This window comes from Chryseobacterium viscerum (assembly GCF_025949665.1).
Lineage (GTDB): Bacteria > Bacteroidota > Bacteroidia > Flavobacteriales > Weeksellaceae > Chryseobacterium > Chryseobacterium viscerum_A.
On the sequence record NZ_JAPDFT010000001.1, the window covers coordinates 15,423 to 33,317 of the forward strand.

The following is a 17,895-nucleotide window of genomic DNA, read 5'->3' on the forward strand; positions in this document are numbered from 1 at the left end:
ACACTGAAATGTGTAGAGTAGATTCTCTCAATCACCTTCAGTCTTTTATTAAAATGCCTCCATAGCTCAGTTGGCCAGAGCACGTGATTTGTAATCTCGGGGTCGTGGGTTCGAATCCCTCTGGAGGCTCATTTTAATATAAAATATCTGGGGAGATTCCAGAGTGGCTAAATGGGACTGACTGTAACTCAGTTGCTTCGGCTTCGTAGGTTCGAATCCTGCTCTCCCCACATTTTATATTATAAAAAAACTTGCAAAATTAAATAAGTTTTCTTAGTTTTGCACAGCGTTTACCAATAGTTTTGGAAACAAAATTGCGGAAGTAGCTCAGTTGGTAGAGCGTCAGCCTTCCAAGCTGAATGTCGCGGGTTCGACCCCCGTCTTCCGCTCAAAAAAAAATCACGCTACTTAGTGTGATTTTTTTTAGTTGATGCCGACTTAGCTCAGCGGTAGAGTGCTTCCTTGGTAAGGAAGAGGTCACGGGTTCAAGTCCCGTAGTTGGCTCTCGATTTTCCCGAATTTCTTCGGGATTTTTTTTTACCCCTATTTTTTGAAAATAAGAATGAAGTAATTTTGTTACTGATGAAGTTTTATGGTTAAACGCCTGCTTAAACAAAATCATAAATTGATTCCATTCCATTTTTTTTTCAGTCACTTTTCATCTATTATGAATAGTATGTTGTAATGCCTTGGAAATTTTTACTTCATCTTTAGAATCACAATCATAAAATTTTCGTTAAATTCGTGTAAAATAAATTTTGATGAATATTCTTTTATTAGAAGATGATCTCATTCTGTCTGCAGAACTTTGCCGATTTTTAGAATCAAATAATTTTAACTGTGATAAGATCTATGACGGAGAAACTTTTCTCCGTCAGATAAAGAATAATACTTATGAACTGTATTTGCTGGACATCAATGTTCCTAAAATAAATGGACTTGATGTCTGCCAGACGATCCGTTCTTTTGATAAGAATACGCCAATCATTATTATTTCTGCCTATGGAGATATCTCTGATAAAAAAGATGCCTTCACCAGGTTGGCTGATGATTATCTGGTAAAGCCTTTTCAGTTTGAAGAACTTCTTTTAAGAATGAACTCACTGCTGAGAAGAAAAGCACCTTCCGATAATTCAGATCAGGATATTCTCAGAATTGATGATCTTATTATCAACAAAACAGAGCAGAAGGTCTATCGTGGAGGAAATGAAATCACCCTTACTTTAAAAGAATTTCAACTTTTGGTTTATCTTGCGGAAGCACAGGGAAGAACGGTTTCAAAACAACAGATTACAGAACATGTTTGGGAACATAATTTTAACACGAATACCAATACGGTAGAAGTCTATATCAATTTCCTCAGGAAAAAGATTGATAAAGATTTTAAAATAAAACTGATCCATACCCGTTCAGGTTTCGGATATTACCTTAGCCCATTATAAATGTCTTTAAAAAGAAAGATAGCCTTAACAATCAGTATCGCCTTTTCATTACTTTTTGGAATGGTAATGGCGGTCATTTATTTATCTTTTAATGATTTCAGAAGGGATGAATTTAAAGAGCGTTTCAGACAGAGACTTGAATTTACTTCCCATTTCATCTCAAAATCCAAAGACTTTGAGGAGGAAGCTCCGGTTTTCTTCAATGAAAATTCAGATAACATTCTTTTGAATGAAAAGATTTTAATTTTCAACGAGAAAAAAGAGTTAATCTACAGTACAATCAAGGACCGGAATGTCACTTGGGATAGTGCAATGCTTAAAGAACTGGATAAAAAGAAGATTATCTATACGGAAAGAACGGTTCCAGAGATTTATGCTGCACTCAGAACTATTAATGGCGAAGACTATTATATTCTTACCAGTGCCTTTGATACCAACGGGAAATCGAAGTTGGGTTATCTTAAATACCTTTTGATTACGGCTTATGCCATGAGTACTCTTCTTATTGGCTTTTTCAGTTATTATTTTGTGGAAAAGTTCCTGCGTCCACTGGAAGATTTGAACAAGGAAATTTCTGAAGTGACAGCGCATAAACTTACGACTCAGATTCCTGTTGAGCAGTCTAATGATGAAGTCAGTGTTCTGGCCAAATCATTTAATACAATGATAGGAAGACTGGATGATGTATTTCAGTCACAAAAGGATTTTACCGCAAGTGCTTCCCATGAGATCAGGACACCTATTACAAGAATGGCATTTCAGCTGGAGAATCTCATAAAATTTGAAGAACATTCTCCGGAAACCCTGTCTTCTTTGCAACAGATTCAGCGGGATGTGTACCAGTTGTCGGATTTGACGAACTCGCTTTTGCTGCTTACAAAATTTGACAAAGAAAATATTCAGAGTATTTATGAGGAAGTAAGGATTGATGAAGTCATCTTTGAAGCGTTTGAAGCAGTTGAAAAAAGTTATCCACAGCTTAAGCTGGATTTTCTTATTAACGAAGATAGTTCCGAGAATGCTTTTCTTATGATAAAAGGAATTCAATCACTATTGGTTATCGTCTTTATTAATCTCTTTAAAAATGCGGCGGTGTATTCTGACAATACGGAAGTGAATGTCCTGATCACCGAAACGGATGATAATCTTTATGTAGAAGTTATTTCTCATGGAAATACGATTTCTGAAGATGAGCAGGCCAAACTGTTTGAAGCTTTTACAAGAGGAAATAATGCCCAGAATATTGCAGGATCGGGCTTAGGTCTTAGGATTGTTAAAAGAATTCTGGAATATCATGACGCAGATATCCTATATTCCTCTCCTCAGGAATATATTAATAAATTCACTTTAATTTTTAAAAAATGATATTCAAAAGCAACTGACCTCAAAAACCAGTTGCTTTTTTTGTTAAACTCAGGATTAAATTTTTAATAAAAAATTCAACTCTTGGAGAATAAAATAAACTTTTAATTGGAGTTTTCTTCTTTGAAACGGCCTGTAGGAGGAGATTTTAATTTTATTTTAAGCGTCATTTAAGTTTCTTTTAATAGCATCAAAGCAATTTTGTAATTTAAAAAGAAAAACAATGAACAGAATTGCAGTGCTGTGTCTCGCCGTTTCCTCATTCATGGCAGCACAACAGCAGATGTCTCTTTTGGATTGCGAAGAAGCCTTTCAGAAGAACAACCTCCAGCTGCTCGCCGAACAATACAACATCAATATGGCTGATGCAGATATTCTGCAGGCTAAAATCTGGGAACTACCGCAATTAAGCGGACAATTCAATGCTTATAATCCCCAGGATAAAAAGATTTTTGATGTGGGACACTCAAAAGGAGCAGGAATTACTCAATTGATCTATATGGGTGGGAAAAAGAAAAACGAAATTGCTTTTGCCAAATCCAATAAAGAACTTGCACAACTTCAGTTTACCCAACTGCTGGCTGATTTAAGATCTCAGCTTCGTTCCGCCTACTTCAACCTTTATTACGAAAAACTAAAACTGGAGAACACCAATAAGCAGTTAGGGTATATGAATGATCTTTTAAACGCTTATCGTGTACAGTCTGCAAAAGGGAACGTTTCCCTTAAAGATGCAGTAAGGTTACAGAGTATTGTGATCCAGCTGAATCATGATAAACTTGAGATCAGCAAAAATATTCTGGATTTTGAACAAAATCTCAAAGTTTTAACAGGAGTTTCGGAGGAAATAGAACCTACGATGTCTGAGTCTGAAGCTAAAGAATCGCTGGCAGCACAGCCATTCGGTGATGAAGAAGAACTGAAAAGCAAAGCGCTGGAAAATAATGCTGATTACCGATACAATCTGAAGCTCATTGATAACAGCAAGTTATATGCACAGTGGCAGAAATCTTTGAATGTACCGGATGTGACAGTAGGCGCTGCATGGGATCAGGCAGGCGGAACTTTTAATAATGAAGCGAACCTTACCTTAGGAATTCCTTTACCCTTATGGAAAGCGAATCAGGGAAATGTGATAAAAGCAAACTATGCTATTCAGCAGAATCAGAAAAATGCTGACTTCCAGAAACTGACGCTGGAGACGAAAGTTCAGTCTGCGTATAAAACCTGGAAAGCTCAGTATGACCAGCTTTTGGATATCAAAACTACAGATCTGCAGAATATGGATCTTGTATACAACGGGATGCTGAACAATTTCAGAAAAGGAAATGTCAACCTGATTGAATTCACAGACTTTATGGATAGCTATAGGGAAACAGCCCTTCAGATCTATGATATGAAAAATGAGATCATGCAGTCAGCAGAACAGCTTAATCAACTAGTACAAACGAAAATCTTCTATTAAAATCATGAGAACATATATTATTCCCGTATTGATGGTCCTTTCATTATTGGCCTGTTCAAAAAAAGAGGAAGAGAAAACCAATCACGCCAAAAAAGGATTCGAGCTGAGCAACACGATGCTGAATTCTATTTCCCTGGCAAAAGTTGAAAAAAAGAATATAGAAGATGAATACAGCTTTTACGGAAAGATCTCTGCAGATAAAAACAGTTATATAGATGTTTACCCGCTGGTGGGAGGAAATGTGATGAGTGTAAACGTAGAATTGGGAGACTATGTGAAAAAAGGACAGGTGCTGGCAACCATCAGGAGTACCGAGCTTGCAGAAATTCAAAAGGATGTAAGCGATGCAAAAACAGATCTGGTAGTGGCAAAAAATAATCTTCGTGTTGCAAAGGAGCTGTATGAAGGAAAACTGAATACAGAAAGAGATGTCCTGGAAGCGAAAAGTCAGTTGCAAAAAGCCGAAGACCAGTTGCAGAGAGCTGCAGCAGTAAGTACGGTTTATAATGTGAAAACCGGAAATATATACAGTGTGGTAGCACCCATCAACGGTTATATTGTTCAGAAAAGTATCAATAAAGATATGCAGCTGAGAAGTGACAGAAGTGATAACATCTTTGATGTTGCCAATACTACCAACGTATGGGCAATTATGAATGTCAACGAATCCGATATTGATAAAATCAGTCTTGGAATGAAAGCTCAGGTATCTACTCTGTCTTATCCGGATAAAGTTTTTGACGGGAAAATTGATAAAATATTCAAGATTATTGATCCACAGACTAATGCCATGCAGGCAAGAGTGGTATTGGATAATGCTAATGGACTTCTCATTCCGGACAGTAAAGCAACGATAAAAGTTTCCAGCCTGGAAAACAGTACGATGCTGACTGTTCCATCCAAAGCAGTGATTTTTGATGATAACAAGAGCTTTGTAGTGATTTTTAAATCAAGAACAGATGTGAAGGTCAGAGAAATTAAAGTGTTAAAGCAGGTAGGGGATGTCACCTATATTGCAGACGGTCTGAGAGAAGGGGAGGAGGTGATTACCAACAATCAGCTGCTGATATACCGTTCACTGAACAGCTAGTCTTAATTAAACCATTAAGAATATTGATATTTTTCTTTAACGGCTTTTTTAGGTCATCAATTTATCTATCATGAATAAATTCATAAAAAATATAATCGCTTTTTCATTAAAAAATAAAGCATTTACTTTTATCTGGGTAGCGATTTTAGCCATCTCCGGTTTTATAAGTTTCAAAAATATGCCTATTGAAGCTTTTCCGGATGTTACCAATACTCAGATTGTAATCATTACCCAATGGAATGGGCGAAGTGCAGAAGAAGTAGAACGTTTTGTCACTACCCCCATCGAATTGGCGATGAGCCCGGTTCAGAAGAAAACAAGTGTGAGAAGTACCACAATGTTTGGACTTTCCATTGTTAAAATTCTGTTTGACGATGGGGTGGACGATACTTTTGCCAGAAATCAGGTCAACAACCAATTAAGAACCATTAGCCTTCCTGATGAGGTAGATCCGGAAGTACAGCCACCCTACGGGCCAACCGGTGAGATTTTCAGATATACACTTGAAAGTAAAACAAAAGATTCAAGGGCATTACTTACTCTGCAAAATTGGGTTATAGACCGTGCTTTAAGAGGTGTTCCGGGAGTTGCGGATATCAATGTTTTCGGAGGCCAGGATAAAGTTTTTGAATTAAGTATAGACCCAAGAGCATTGGATAAATACAACCTGACTCCGCTTCAGGTATATGATGCTGTTACCAAGAGCAACCTGAATGTAGGAGGTGACGTCATTGAAAAAAATGGGCAGGCCTATGTAGTAAGAGGGATCGGTTTGGTGAAATCAGTGGCCGATATCGGAAATATTACCATTCAGAATGACAGCGGAAACCCTGTTCTGGTAAAAAATGTAGCAGAAGTTCATGAAAGTTCTATGCCTAGAGTAGGACAGGCTGCCCTGAACCAACATGATGATACGGTAGAAGGAATTGTTGTGATGAGAAAAGGAGAGAATCCAAGGGAGGTTTTGGTGGGAGTGAAGGCTAAAATTAAAGAACTTAACGAAAAGATACTTCCAAAGGACGTCAAAATGGTTACTTTCTATGATCGTGACAATCTGATGGACTTTACTACTCATACCGTAATGCACAACCTTATCGAAGGAATTGTTCTGGTAACGGTAATCGTTTTAATCTTTATGGCCGACTGGAGAACAACATTGATCGTTTCCATTATCATTCCTCTGTCCTTACTCTTTGCATTTCTATGTTTAAAACTGGCCGGAATGAGTGCTAACCTGCTTTCATTAGGAGCGGTAGACTTCGGGATTATCATAGACGGAGCCGTCGTCATGGTAGAAGGTCTCTTTGTAATGCTGGATCATAAAGCGAAGCGGTACGGAATGGAGAAGTTTAATAAACTCGCCAAAGGAGGCTGGATCAAGCAGACCGGAACCGGATTGGGGAAAGCGATCTTCTTTTCAAAATTAATCATCATTACTTCTTTGATTCCTATTTTCTCATTTCAGAAAGTAGAAGGGAAAATGTTCTCTCCTCTGGCTTTTACATTGGGGTTTGCACTAATTGGAGCATTAATATTTACGTTAACGCTGGTTCCTGTTCTTTCACATATCCTCTTAAATAAAAATGTAAGAGAAAAAAATAACCCATTTGTTAATTTCTGGGATAGAATTGTTTTGAAAGGCTTTAATTTAACATTTAAGCATAAAAAAACGAGTATGATTGTTGCGATTTCTTTCCTGGCAGTCACTTTATTTTCCGGTAAATTTTTGGGAACGGAATTCCTGCCTCAGTTGAATGAAGGTTCACTTTGGATCACAGCCGAAATGCCAATGAGCTCTTCATTAAAAGAATCTCTGAAAACAGCAGACCTTTTAAAGAAAGATATTATGAGTTTCTCTGAAGTGACAGATGTTCTTGCGCAGACAGGAAGAAGTAATGACGGAACCGACCCCAATGGATTTGGATTCGTACAGTTTGCTGTCAACCTTAAACCAAGGGAAGAATGGAAACGTAAGATCACCTATGATGAGTTGATTAATGAAATTGATAAAAAACTCAGAAGCTATCAGGGAATAACTTTCAACTATTCCCAGCCGATTTCGGATAATGTAGCGGAAGCAGTAGCAGGCTTTAAAGCCGAAAACGGAATCAAAATCTATGGTGATAATCTAGAAACTCTGGATAAAATAGCTAATGAAGTTCTATTAAAAATTAAAGATGTAGAAGGAGTAAAAGATCCCGGAATTATTAAAAATATCGGCCAGCCGGAAGTAAGTGTCGTACTGGATAGAGATAAAATGGCTGCTTATGGTGTAATGCCGGCAGATGCACAGGCCGTATTGGAGATGGCTTTTGGTGGAAAAACCGCTTCAGAAATGTTTGATGGCGAAAGGAAGTTCCCGATCCGTCTGCGCTATTCTCAGGAATACAGAACCAATGAAAACGATATTGCAGCTTTGATGGTTCCTACACAGGATGGATCAAAGATTCCTTTAAAAGAAATAAGTACCATTGTTAAGGATAATGGAGCTGCATTTATTTATCGGGACAATATCAAGCGATATATCGGGGTTAAATTCTCAATCCGTGACAGAGATTTGGGAAGTACAATTGCCGATGCCCAGAAAAAAGTTGAAACTATTGAGCTTCTGGACGGTTATTCTGTAGGATGGACCGGTCAGTTTGAAAACCAGCAGCGGGCCTCTCACAGATTGACACAGGTAGTACCTGTAAGTATTCTGATGATTTTCTTCCTCTTGTTTATCCTGTTTGGAAATATGAAAGATTCTCTTCTTGTATTGGCCAATGTTCCTTTTGCTTTAATAGGAGGAATCATCGCATTGCATGTTACCGGAATCAATTTTGGAATCTCTGCCGGAGTAGGTATGATTGCTCTTCTGGGAATTTGTATCCAGAATGGAGTAATTCTTATCACAGAATTTCATCAGAATGTGAAAGACGGTCTCGATATAGACTCCGCGATACTAAATGGGGTGAAATCCAGAACAAGACCCGTAATTATGACAGCGCTTATGGCCTCTATCGGATTGATGCCGGCAGCATTGTCTACAGGAATCGGGTCGGAATCCCAAAAACCTCTTGCAATTGTCATTATTGGAGGGCTGATTACAGCTACCGTCCTTACACTGCTTATTTTTCCAATTATTTTCTGGATATTCAACCGGACAAAAAAGCTCAGCCACATGTAATTTTCTTTCATTTATATATTAATTGAGCCTGGAATATTCTGTATTTCAGGCTTTTTAATAAAAGGTTTCAGAAAGTTTTTTTCAATTCGGAAAAATGTGTAAATTTGCAGTCTCAATACGTTAAATATAAGGTTTGTCCTTCACTGGATGAGAATATTGAAAGTTTTTTTAATAAAAAGTTTTTGGTATTTAAAAATTCATTATATTTGCACACCGAAAATTTGAAAAACAATAAATAAATAATTTTAAATCATGGCAAAGGAAACGTTTAATCGTAACAAACCACACTTGAACATTGGTACTATTGGTCACGTTGACCATGGTAAAACTACTCTTACAGCTGCTATTTCTGCTGTATTAGCTAGCAAAGGTCTTGCTGAGAAAAAAGACTTCTCTGCAATTGACTCTGCTCCAGAAGAAAAAGAAAGAGGTATTACTATCAATACTGCTCACATCGAATACGAAACTGAAAAAAGACACTATGCTCACGTTGACTGTCCAGGTCACGCCGACTATGTTAAGAACATGGTAACTGGTGCTGCTCAAATGGATGGAGCTATCGTAGTATGTGCTGCAACTGACGGTCCTATGCCTCAGACTAGAGAACATATCCTACTTTGCCGTCAGGTAAACGTACCAAGAATCGTTGTTTTCATGAACAAAGTTGACATGGTAGATGATCCAGAGTTATTAGAGCTTGTTGAAATGGAGCTTAGAGACTTATTATCTACTTACGAATTTGACGGAGACAACTCTCCAGTAATTCAAGGTTCTGCACTAGGAGCTCTTACTGCAGCTACTGCATCTCCTGCTAACACAGAAGATAAGTGGTTCAAGAGCGTTGAAGAATTGATGGATGCTGTTGATACTTGGATCGAGCAACCACCAAGAGATACTGAAAAGCCATTCTTGATGCCAATCGAAGACGTATTCTCTATTACAGGTAGAGGTACTGTAGCAACTGGTAGAATCGAGGCTGGTGTTATCAACACTGGTGATCCAGTTGATATCGTAGGTATGGGTGACGAAAAATTAACTTCTACTATTACAGGAGTTGAGATGTTCAGAAAGATCCTAGATAGAGGTGAAGCTGGAGATAACGTAGGTCTATTGTTGAGAGGTATTGAAAAAACTGACATCAAGAGAGGTATGGTTATCGCTAAGAAAGATTCAGTTAAGCCACACAAAAAATTCAAAGCTTCTGTTTATATCCTTTCTAAAGAAGAAGGTGGACGTCACACTCCATTCCACAACAAATACCGTCCTCAGTTCTACGTAAGAACTACTGACGTTACAGGTGAAATCTTCTTACCAGAAGGTGTAGAAATGGTAATGCCTGGTGATAACTTAGAGATCACTGTAGAATTGTTACAACCAATCGCTCTTAACGTAGGTCTTAGATTTGCGATCAGAGAAGGAGGTAGAACAGTTGGTTCAGGTCAGGTTACTGAAATCTTAGACTAATTATCTAAAAATAAATAAAGGCTTCCGAAAGGAAACTCTCGGAAGCCTTTTTATCTACGGGCATCGTCCAATGGTAGGATACCGGTCTCCAAAACCGTTGATCAGGGTTCGAATCCTTGTGCCCGTGCAAATATAAATTATGAGTTCATTTGTCGATTTTTTAAAAGGTTCTTATAACGAATTCAGACATAAAGTTGAATGGCCAAAGTGGGCTGACCTTCAGTCATCTACTATTGTAGTGACTATTGCGACAGTGATTCTGGCATTATTCACTTTTGGAGTTGATGAATTGTTTTCTAAATCAATCAGCAACATCATAGGAATGCTAATCAACTTGTTCAATTAATTAAAAGTATTTTCCCATAATGAGCGAATTGAAATGGTATGTGCTGAAAGCTATCAGCGGACAGGAAAATAAAGTGAAAAACTATATTGAGACAGAAATCAAACGTCTAGGGTTTGATCAATACGTTACTCAAGTGGTTATTCCTATGGAAAAGGTAATTCAAATTAGAAACGGAAAAAAAGTTCCTAAAGAGAGACCTTACTACCCTGGATACTTGATGATTGAAGCTGACCTGATGGGAGAAATTCCTCACGTTATCAAGAATATTCCCGGAGTTATTTCTTTCTTAAGTTTAACTAAAGGAGGTGATCCTGTTCCGATGAGAAAATCAGAGGTTAACAGAATGCTTGGAAGAATGGATGAACTTTCAGAATTTGCAAGCGATGTTGAAATTCCTTATGTAGTAGGTGAAAACGTTAAAGTAATCGATGGACCTTTCAACGGATTCAATGGTACAGTTGAGAAGATTCTTGAAGACAAAAAGAAAATTGAAGTTTCTGTATTGATCTTCGGTAGAAAAACTCCAATGGAACTAAGCTACATGCAAGTAGAAAAAGTATAAAATTACTTATAGAAATATAAAAAAGACCGCTTAATAGCGGTCTTTTTGCTTTTATACTTTCATTCTTAAATTATAAATACCGTATGGCTGCCGGATATATATTTTCATAAAAAAAAAGACAAGGCTGAAACATTGAAAACATATTACAATGTTTTTTTGAAGAATTTTATTTTAAAAATTTATTGTCATTATTCTGGCAGTATTTTCAAGTACAGGTATCCTGTTGATTGCTTTTGCGAAGGACTTTACTTCAATATAATTACTACTCCCGTAGAACCGTTTTTCTGAATTAAAGTCTTACGGATTCTTCAATTTATTTTCAGCTGGCATAGTTCTTGCAACCAAGCTGTTAACTAATCCATAAAATTTTATGTTTTTTAATTTCATACACTGTTTACAGGCGTATGGCAATTTTATGTTTTTTAAATAAATGTAAAGTTTGGATTAGTTACTCAAAACACAAGCTTATATAAACACATAACCCAATGACAAAAATTATTTCGATGGTCATTCTGGTGGGTACGTCTGTACTCGCAAGTGCGCAGGTTGGTATCAATACTGCGAACCCGGAAAAAGAACTTACCGTGAACGGTACAATGAAGACATCAGGAGTTGTTTTCAAGCAACCCCTTGAGAAACTGAAAGCGGATGAGAATTACACTTTCATTATCAAATCTCCAGCTCCGGAAAACAAAATTACAGCGTACAACGATTCATTTGTACCCAATTCTCCGGCACCAATTAATCTTGTTCAATTTAAAATTACCTGTGATCCTTCAGATAAGGATTGGGTAAATCAGTTTGACACAAAGATCAATTCTAGTAAATTTTTGGTAGTAATTTCTTCTTTTGGATTTACACAGCCTACAAGAACTTTTTCTGCAGATTGGCTTACGCCAGTGCCGCAGATTTTTGCTTATTCTTCAGGTGGAACATGGAAACTTAAAGCAGATTACCAGGGATTTTCTCCTGATAGCTCTTTTCCTACAGGAGTCTGGACACTGAATTTGCTGGTATTTGACAGATCATATGCCAAAGATTTTAACTCAACACAAAGCCTTAATGCTTCAACAACTGGTGCTGCTGCAGCTCCATTAATTCAATAAAAACAAATATTTTATGAAAAAAATTATTGCGATACTCTTTACAGGGTTTGCTGCTTTAAGCATTAATGCACAAGTTGGAATTAATACTAATACTCCCAAAGGAACTCTAGACGTGGAAGGAGAAACATTGATAGAGTCCTATTTAATAGATACTGAAAATACGAAGGCAAGCGGAAACTATCTTCTTCTTACCCGTTCAAAAGATACTTCACCGGTAGGTAAGGTAAAGCTGTTGGATATATCGCTCCGTAATGTAGCCCCTGTAAATATGTATGATGTTGTATTGAAAAATGTGAGACAGGATGAAGTTGTAAATCTCAATACAGGATTAGATGTAAGTAAATATGTAGTGGCAATTACAGGTGCTGTTTTTACAGGAGCGGTGTCAGCGGCTAATACGACAACCAACCCAAAATCATTTGGTTCTTATTCTACTGAAGTTACTCAGGTAGCAAGTGGAGGTAAAAATTACCATGCGATTAATTTAAGTTTTAAAGGAGCCGGTACCGTTTCATCTCAAAATGGAACATGGACTCTTACCCTGAATGTCTTTGAAAAGTCACTAGTTAAAGACTGGGGAACTTTCAACGGTTCAGTTTCAGCATCTGCTTCACCGGCATATTCAGGAGTATCAACAAATACGCCTCTAGGGCTTCAATAAAAAACTATGAAAAGAAAAATTTATATTACAATAATCATGTGTCTGGGGATATTTTTGAATGCCCAGAAAGGAAAAGTGGGGGTGAATACTGCTAATCCCACAGAAACACTTGACGTTAACGGAAAAACATATACGAATTCTTTATATCTGAGAAATCCGGGAGAACCTACCATGACAGGAGGTAGCTTTTTAGCAACTTCGCAAAATGGTTTACAATTGTATGATCCTGCTTTGGAAAGCAGCGGACTGTTCAATTACCTTAAGCTTACTCTTACCGGAGTATCAGGTACAGGAATTTCGGATTATGATACCAAAATTGATGCAAATAACTTTTTGGTTGTACTTCATAACTATTCTTTCAAACTGAATGACGGGAATACCAATGTGATGCTTGATTATGGTGACAATGGTATTAATGACAACAAACAAGGTTCGCCTGATGTTGTTGCTTTCAAAAGTAACGGAACATGGCATATAAGAGCAAGATTTACAGATAGTAGAATTATTGCGGTGAATTCATCCAGTCCATCAAGAAGCTACAATAACTTTACGGTAGATCTTTATCTGATGGCTTACAGAAGGCTGATAACAAAACAAAACATCAGTGATGTTAATGCTGATCTTGGAGGGAATAATGGTTCTACCCAAACGATTACCAAACCATCAGGTTTTTAATACGTTTTCGATTCTATAAATAAAAAGAAGAGCAGATATCTGTTCTTCTTTTTTGTGGGGAATACATCTTCCTGTTTAGATCGAGTGGAAGTAATTTGTAGTGATTTTGGATTATATGTCAATATTCTCATGAAAAAGGATGCAGCACAAGGTGGTCTGTAAAAATAATAATTGAGATAAAGATTTTTTTTAAAACTTTTTAAAAATCAGCAATTTCCGTTTGCTATTTCAAAAATATTTTATACTTTTGCAGTCCAAAAAGTAGGTTTATTGTTATGTGAGTGCATAACCTGCTGAATAATAAATGCTTCCAAACTCATTAATTATTCAAATTTAAAAAACAAACAATGGCTAAGAAAGTCTTTAAAATGGTAAAGCTTCAGGTGAAAGGTGGCGCAGCTAACCCTTCTCCACCAGTAGGTCCAGCATTGGGTTCTGCAGGTGTGAACATCATGGAGTTTTGTAAGCAATTTAACGGAAGAACCCAAGATAAGCCAGGGCAAGTTTTACCTGTAGTAATTACAGTATACGAAGACAAATCTTTTGAATTCGTTATTAAAACTCCACCTGCAGCAATCCAGTTAATGGATGCAGCTAAAATCAAGGGAGGTTCTGGTGAACCAAACAGAAACAAAGTAGGTTCTGTAACTTGGGAACAAGTAAAGAAAATCGCTGAAGATAAAATGGCGGATCTTAACTGTTTTACAACAGACTCTGCACTTTCTATGGTTGCAGGTACTGCTAGATCTATGGGATTAAGAGTAACAGGAACTAAACCAACTAACGCTTAAAACTTAAAGAAATGGCAAAATTAACTAAAAAGCAAAAGGAAGCTTTAAGCAAAGTAGAAAAAGGAAGAATCTATAACCTTGAAGAAGGTTCAGCTCTTGTAAAGGAGGTGAACACTACAAAGTTTGATGCTTCTGTAGATATCGCTGTAAGATTAGGTGTAGACCCAAGAAAAGCAAACCAAATGGTAAGAGGTGTTGTATCTCTTCCTCACGGTACTGGTAAAGATGTTAAAGTATTAGCTCTTGTAACTCCAGATAAAGAAGCAGAAGCTAAAGCTGCTGGTGCTGACTATGTAGGTCTTGACGAATATTTACAAAAAATCAAAGAAGGTTGGACAGATGTTGACGTTATCGTTACTATGCCAGCTGTAATGGGTAAATTAGGTCCATTAGGTAGAGTATTAGGTCCAAGAGGTTTAATGCCAAACCCTAAATCAGGAACTGTAACAATGGAAATTGGTAAAGCAGTAACTGAAGTGAAAGCAGGTAAAATTGATTTCAAAGTAGACAAGTATGGTATCATCCACGCTGGTATTGGTAAAGTATCTTTCGATGCTGCTAAAATCAAAGAAAATGCGCAGGAATTGATCTCTACATTGATCAAAATGAAGCCAACTGCTGCTAAAGGAACGTATGTAAAAAGCATTTATTTGTCTTCTACAATGAGCCCTGGTATTGCAATCGATACTAAATCTGTTAACTAATATAAATCCTTAAGACAATGACAAAAGACCAAAAAGTTGTAGCAATACAAGAGATCAAAGACTTGCTTCAGGATGCAAAAGTAGTATACGTAGCAGATCTAGACGGTTTGAACGCTGCGAAGTCTTCAGAATTCAGAAGACAGGCTTTCAAACAAAATATCAAAGTGAAAGTGGTAAAAAATACACTTTTACAAAAAGCAATGGAGCAGATTGAAGGAGTAGATTACTCTGAAATGTTCCAGACTTTCAAAGGAAACTCTGCATTAATGATTTCTGAGACTGCAAACGGTCCAGCAAAATTAATCCAAGGGTTCAGAAAGAAAGAAGAGAAGCCAGCTTTAAAGTCTGCTTTTGTTCAAGAAACTTTCTACGTTGGAGACGAAAACTTATCTGCACTTGCTAACATCAAGTCTAGAGAAGAAATGATCGGAGAAATCATCGGATTACTTCAATCTCCAATTCAAAGAGTTGTTTCTGCTCTTCAAAACAAACCTGAAACTGTAGAAGCTAAAGCTGAAGAAGCTGCTGCTCCTGCTGTAGAAGAAACTGCTGCTGAAGCTCCGGAAGCTGCTGCAGAAAGCACTGAAGAAACAAGTGCTGAATAATTACACTCAAGAAATTAAATAAATAATCAACAAAAACATTACGACAATGTCAGATTTAAAAAATTTAGCTGAAACGCTAGTAAACTTAACAGTAAAAGACGTAAACGAATTAGCAACTATCCTTAAGGATGAGTATGGAATTGAGCCAGCTGCTGCTGCTGTAGTAGTTGCTGCAGGTGGTGGAGAAGCTGCTGAAGAAAAAACTGAATTCGATGTAATTCTTAAGTCTGCAGGTGCTTCTAAATTAGCTATCGTTAAATTAGTAAAAGATTTAACTGGTGCTGGTCTTAAAGAAGCTAAAGATATCGTAGATGGTGCTCCTGCTCCAATCAAAACTGGTATCTCTAAAGACGAAGCTGAAGCTCTTAAGAAGCAATTAGAAGAGGCTGGTGCTGAAGTAGAATTGAAATAATTTCAATTTTATTATAAATATAGGAACCCGGGCATTCGCCCGGGTTCTTTTTTGTATGTAAACCTTTTCAAATGTGGGTGTTATTTTATAATAGTATTTAAATATTATTAATTCTTTTTTTGTTATATTTTAATATGATTATTTATTTGTTAAAAATTAACATAATAATTTATTTTTATTTTACAATTTGTTCATCTTGTTTAGTTTTTTACTAATAAAGTATTGTTTTGATTGAAAAAATATTATATTTGTACCGAAAAAAAACACAACATAATTGGATAGAAATTATTTTCTTTCCTACGGTCACAAGATTACACTTCTGTTACTTCTGGCGGCTGTAGGAAAATTAAACACTAAGTTTATACCTGACACAATGAGTAAAACTGAATTACCATATTGTACAGCTATAAATAATCATCCACAACAATACTTAGCTAATGTTTCAGTTTATCTGTCTGAAGCAGTAAATGATGTGGCAGCTGCAAACAGATTGTCAACAGTTCAAAATGAAACCTTCGCATTCTATTGCAAGAGCCAGCAAAACAATTTTTATTTTTTTAATAATAACAATCTTCGGTTATTCCTTCTTGGAGACATGAAATTTGTCACTGCATACAATAGATGGGCTTATTCGTACTCCATCTGCAAAGAATACATTTTCCTGACATTTAATGATGTCCGAAAATTCTATATCAATTCTTTTAAACTCGTTGATGGCTTTAAGTTTATTATCAAAATCCCTGATAAATTAATCCATTCTATTATCTCTTAATATTTCTAACAATTTTATGCGCTTTCTTACAGTACTGTCTGTTATTTCATTTATTATTTGAATGAGAATGCCCGAGAATTGCCCTTTCAAAAAACACATATACATAAAAAACAGCAAATATCATTAGACATGAAAAACAGATTATTTACTATCGCTCTTTTATCATTTGGTTTACCAGCATTAGCACAGGTTGGGATTAATACCGGACAAGCTCAGGCAACCTTTGATATAGTAGGATCACCTTCTAACCCCATTAAACTTGATGGCGTGATTGCTCCAAGACTTACAGGTGTACAATTAAAAGCTAAAAATTATACAACAGCCCAAACAGGTGCCATAGTATATGTTACCTCGGTTGAAGCTACACCTGCCGGACAGACTATTGATGTCGTTTCACCAGGGTATTATTATTTTGATGGTGTCAAATGGGGAAGCTTAAGCGGAAGCTGGCGTACAGTAGGAAATGGCGGTACAACAGCAACAACGGCAACCTTAGGAGCAAATATTGGCAGCGGAAATTACTTAGGAACAAATGATGGTCAGAATTTGGTTCTGGCTACTCAGAAAAACGTAAAAGGAATATTAGATACTAATGGAACCCTGCAAGGCGGAAACTCCAATTCTGCAACAGGTCCTTATGCATCATTTACTTGGGGCTCCAATAATATTCTTACCAACAGTACCTCTTCAAATATTGCATTGGGAAAAGATAACACAGTCTCTGCGCAGGGTAATTTTCTTGCTGTAGCCATTGGATTAAACAATACGGCAAATAATGGTGCTAAAGTAATAGGAAATAATAATAGCGCTACAGGTGCCAATAACCTGGTTTTTGGAAATCTCAATACTGTAACAGGGCTTACGGGACTTACCATTGGTAATAATCATATCAATAGTGGCGGGATTGCTATCGGAAGCGGAAATACAACATCATTGAACAATATTGCTGTTGGTTCTGCAAATACAGCTACTGGTACAGAAGCTTTTGTAATAGGATTTTCTGGTCAGGCAGCTGCAGGACAAATGGTTTATGCTAATAAAGAGCATGTTTTCTTCAATAAAGGTAATGGAACAGATACCATATTAGGAATCAATATGGCTCCTACTGCAGCTACATCTACAGGTGCTGCTGTACAGATGAAGGGAATTGCTTCTGCTGCTAACGCAACATGTACAGCCGCTGAAGAAGGTGCGATCCGATATAATACAACCACTAAAGCACACGAAGGTTGCAATGGAAGCAATTGGAAAGCATTTTACTAATTCAAT

Annotated in this window: 17 protein-coding genes and 5 tRNA genes; all 22 read left to right on the top strand. The window is 36.9% G+C overall.

Going from position 1 to position 17,895, the window contains the following annotated elements; genetic code table 11:
• Positions 1-55: 55 nt before the first annotated feature.
• The 22 genes from OL225_RS00110 to OL225_RS00215 all read left to right on the top strand — a co-directional run bounded on the left by OL225_RS00110 (position 56) and on the right by OL225_RS00215 (position 17,889).
• Positions 56-129 (top strand) — tRNA-Thr (locus OL225_RS00110).
• 20 nt (positions 130-149) lie between these two features.
• Positions 150-230 (top strand) — tRNA-Tyr (locus OL225_RS00115).
• A gap of 86 nt (positions 231-316) precedes the next feature.
• A tRNA-Gly gene (locus OL225_RS00120) sits at positions 317-389 on the top strand.
• Between the two features lie 43 nt (positions 390-432).
• Positions 433-504 (top strand) — tRNA-Thr (locus tag OL225_RS00125).
• Positions 505-761: 257 nt separating this feature from the next.
• Complete coding sequence (locus tag OL225_RS00130) at positions 762-1,442, top strand: response regulator transcription factor (protein WP_047379264.1); 681 nt, start codon at positions 762-764, stop codon at positions 1,440-1,442.
• On the top strand, positions 1,443-2,807 hold the full coding sequence (locus OL225_RS00135; RefSeq protein ID WP_047379262.1) for an ATP-binding protein: 1,365 nt from the start codon (positions 1,443-1,445) through the stop codon (positions 2,805-2,807). It abuts the gene before it with no gap.
• Positions 2,808-3,027: 220 nt separating this feature from the next.
• Positions 3,028-4,269: a TolC family protein gene (locus tag OL225_RS00140; protein ID WP_081995547.1), complete on the top strand. Its 1,242-nt coding sequence runs from the start codon at positions 3,028-3,030 to the stop codon at positions 4,267-4,269.
• Positions 4,270-4,273: 4 nt separating this feature from the next.
• On the top strand, positions 4,274-5,359 hold the full coding sequence (locus OL225_RS00145; RefSeq protein ID WP_264516879.1) for an efflux RND transporter periplasmic adaptor subunit: 1,086 nt from the start codon (positions 4,274-4,276) through the stop codon (positions 5,357-5,359).
• A 70-nt stretch (positions 5,360-5,429) separates the two neighbouring features.
• Positions 5,430-8,528, top strand: coding sequence for an efflux RND transporter permease subunit (locus OL225_RS00150; RefSeq protein ID WP_264516880.1), 3,099 nt, complete (start codon positions 5,430-5,432; stop codon positions 8,526-8,528).
• Positions 8,529-8,780: 252 nt separating this feature from the next.
• Positions 8,781-9,992 carry an elongation factor Tu gene (gene tuf, locus OL225_RS00155; RefSeq protein ID WP_034687396.1) on the top strand — a complete coding sequence of 404 codons (1,212 nt, stop codon included), beginning with the start codon at positions 8,781-8,783 and terminating at the stop codon, positions 9,990-9,992.
• A 56-nt stretch (positions 9,993-10,048) separates the two neighbouring features.
• Positions 10,049-10,119 (top strand) — tRNA-Trp (locus OL225_RS00160).
• A 12-nt stretch (positions 10,120-10,131) separates the two neighbouring features.
• Positions 10,132-10,338, top strand: a complete 207-nt coding sequence (secE, locus tag OL225_RS00165) for a preprotein translocase subunit SecE (RefSeq protein WP_045501119.1) — start codon at positions 10,132-10,134, stop codon at positions 10,336-10,338.
• Positions 10,339-10,357: 19 nt separating this feature from the next.
• Positions 10,358-10,900: a transcription termination/antitermination protein NusG gene (nusG, locus tag OL225_RS00170; protein ID WP_047379257.1), complete on the top strand. Its 543-nt coding sequence runs from the start codon at positions 10,358-10,360 to the stop codon at positions 10,898-10,900.
• Between the two features lie 485 nt (positions 10,901-11,385).
• Positions 11,386-12,006, top strand: a complete 621-nt coding sequence (locus OL225_RS00175) for a hypothetical protein (RefSeq protein ID WP_047379255.1) — start codon at positions 11,386-11,388, stop codon at positions 12,004-12,006.
• A 13-nt stretch (positions 12,007-12,019) separates the two neighbouring features.
• Positions 12,020-12,667 carry a hypothetical protein gene (locus OL225_RS00180; RefSeq protein ID WP_264516881.1) on the top strand — a complete coding sequence of 216 codons (648 nt, stop codon included), beginning with the start codon at positions 12,020-12,022 and terminating at the stop codon, positions 12,665-12,667.
• Between the two features lie 6 nt (positions 12,668-12,673).
• Positions 12,674-13,342 (top strand): hypothetical protein, encoded by a 669-nt coding sequence (locus OL225_RS00185; protein ID WP_047379253.1) that lies wholly within the window; start codon positions 12,674-12,676, stop codon positions 13,340-13,342.
• Positions 13,343-13,689: 347 nt separating this feature from the next.
• Positions 13,690-14,133 carry a 50S ribosomal protein L11 gene (gene rplK / locus OL225_RS00190; RefSeq protein ID WP_047379251.1) on the top strand — a complete coding sequence of 148 codons (444 nt, stop codon included), beginning with the start codon at positions 13,690-13,692 and terminating at the stop codon, positions 14,131-14,133.
• Positions 14,134-14,144: 11 nt separating this feature from the next.
• A complete protein-coding gene (gene rplA, locus OL225_RS00195) occupies positions 14,145-14,837 on the top strand; it encodes a 50S ribosomal protein L1 (protein ID WP_047099699.1) in 693 nt (230 codons plus the stop codon).
• Positions 14,838-14,854: 17 nt separating this feature from the next.
• Complete coding sequence (gene rplJ / locus OL225_RS00200) at positions 14,855-15,442, top strand: 50S ribosomal protein L10 (RefSeq protein ID WP_264516882.1); 588 nt, start codon at positions 14,855-14,857, stop codon at positions 15,440-15,442.
• Positions 15,443-15,488: 46 nt separating this feature from the next.
• The gene (gene rplL, locus OL225_RS00205; RefSeq protein ID WP_007845452.1) at positions 15,489-15,854 is read left to right on the top strand and encodes a 50S ribosomal protein L7/L12; all 366 of its coding nucleotides are present in this window, start codon (positions 15,489-15,491) and stop codon (positions 15,852-15,854) included.
• Between the two features lie 373 nt (positions 15,855-16,227).
• On the top strand, positions 16,228-16,626 hold the full coding sequence (locus tag OL225_RS00210) for a hypothetical protein (RefSeq protein WP_156118493.1): 399 nt from the start codon (positions 16,228-16,230) through the stop codon (positions 16,624-16,626).
• Positions 16,627-16,755: 129 nt separating this feature from the next.
• Positions 16,756-17,889, top strand: a complete 1,134-nt coding sequence (locus tag OL225_RS00215) for a hypothetical protein (protein WP_264516883.1) — start codon at positions 16,756-16,758, stop codon at positions 17,887-17,889.
• Positions 17,890-17,895 lie beyond the last annotated feature (6 nt).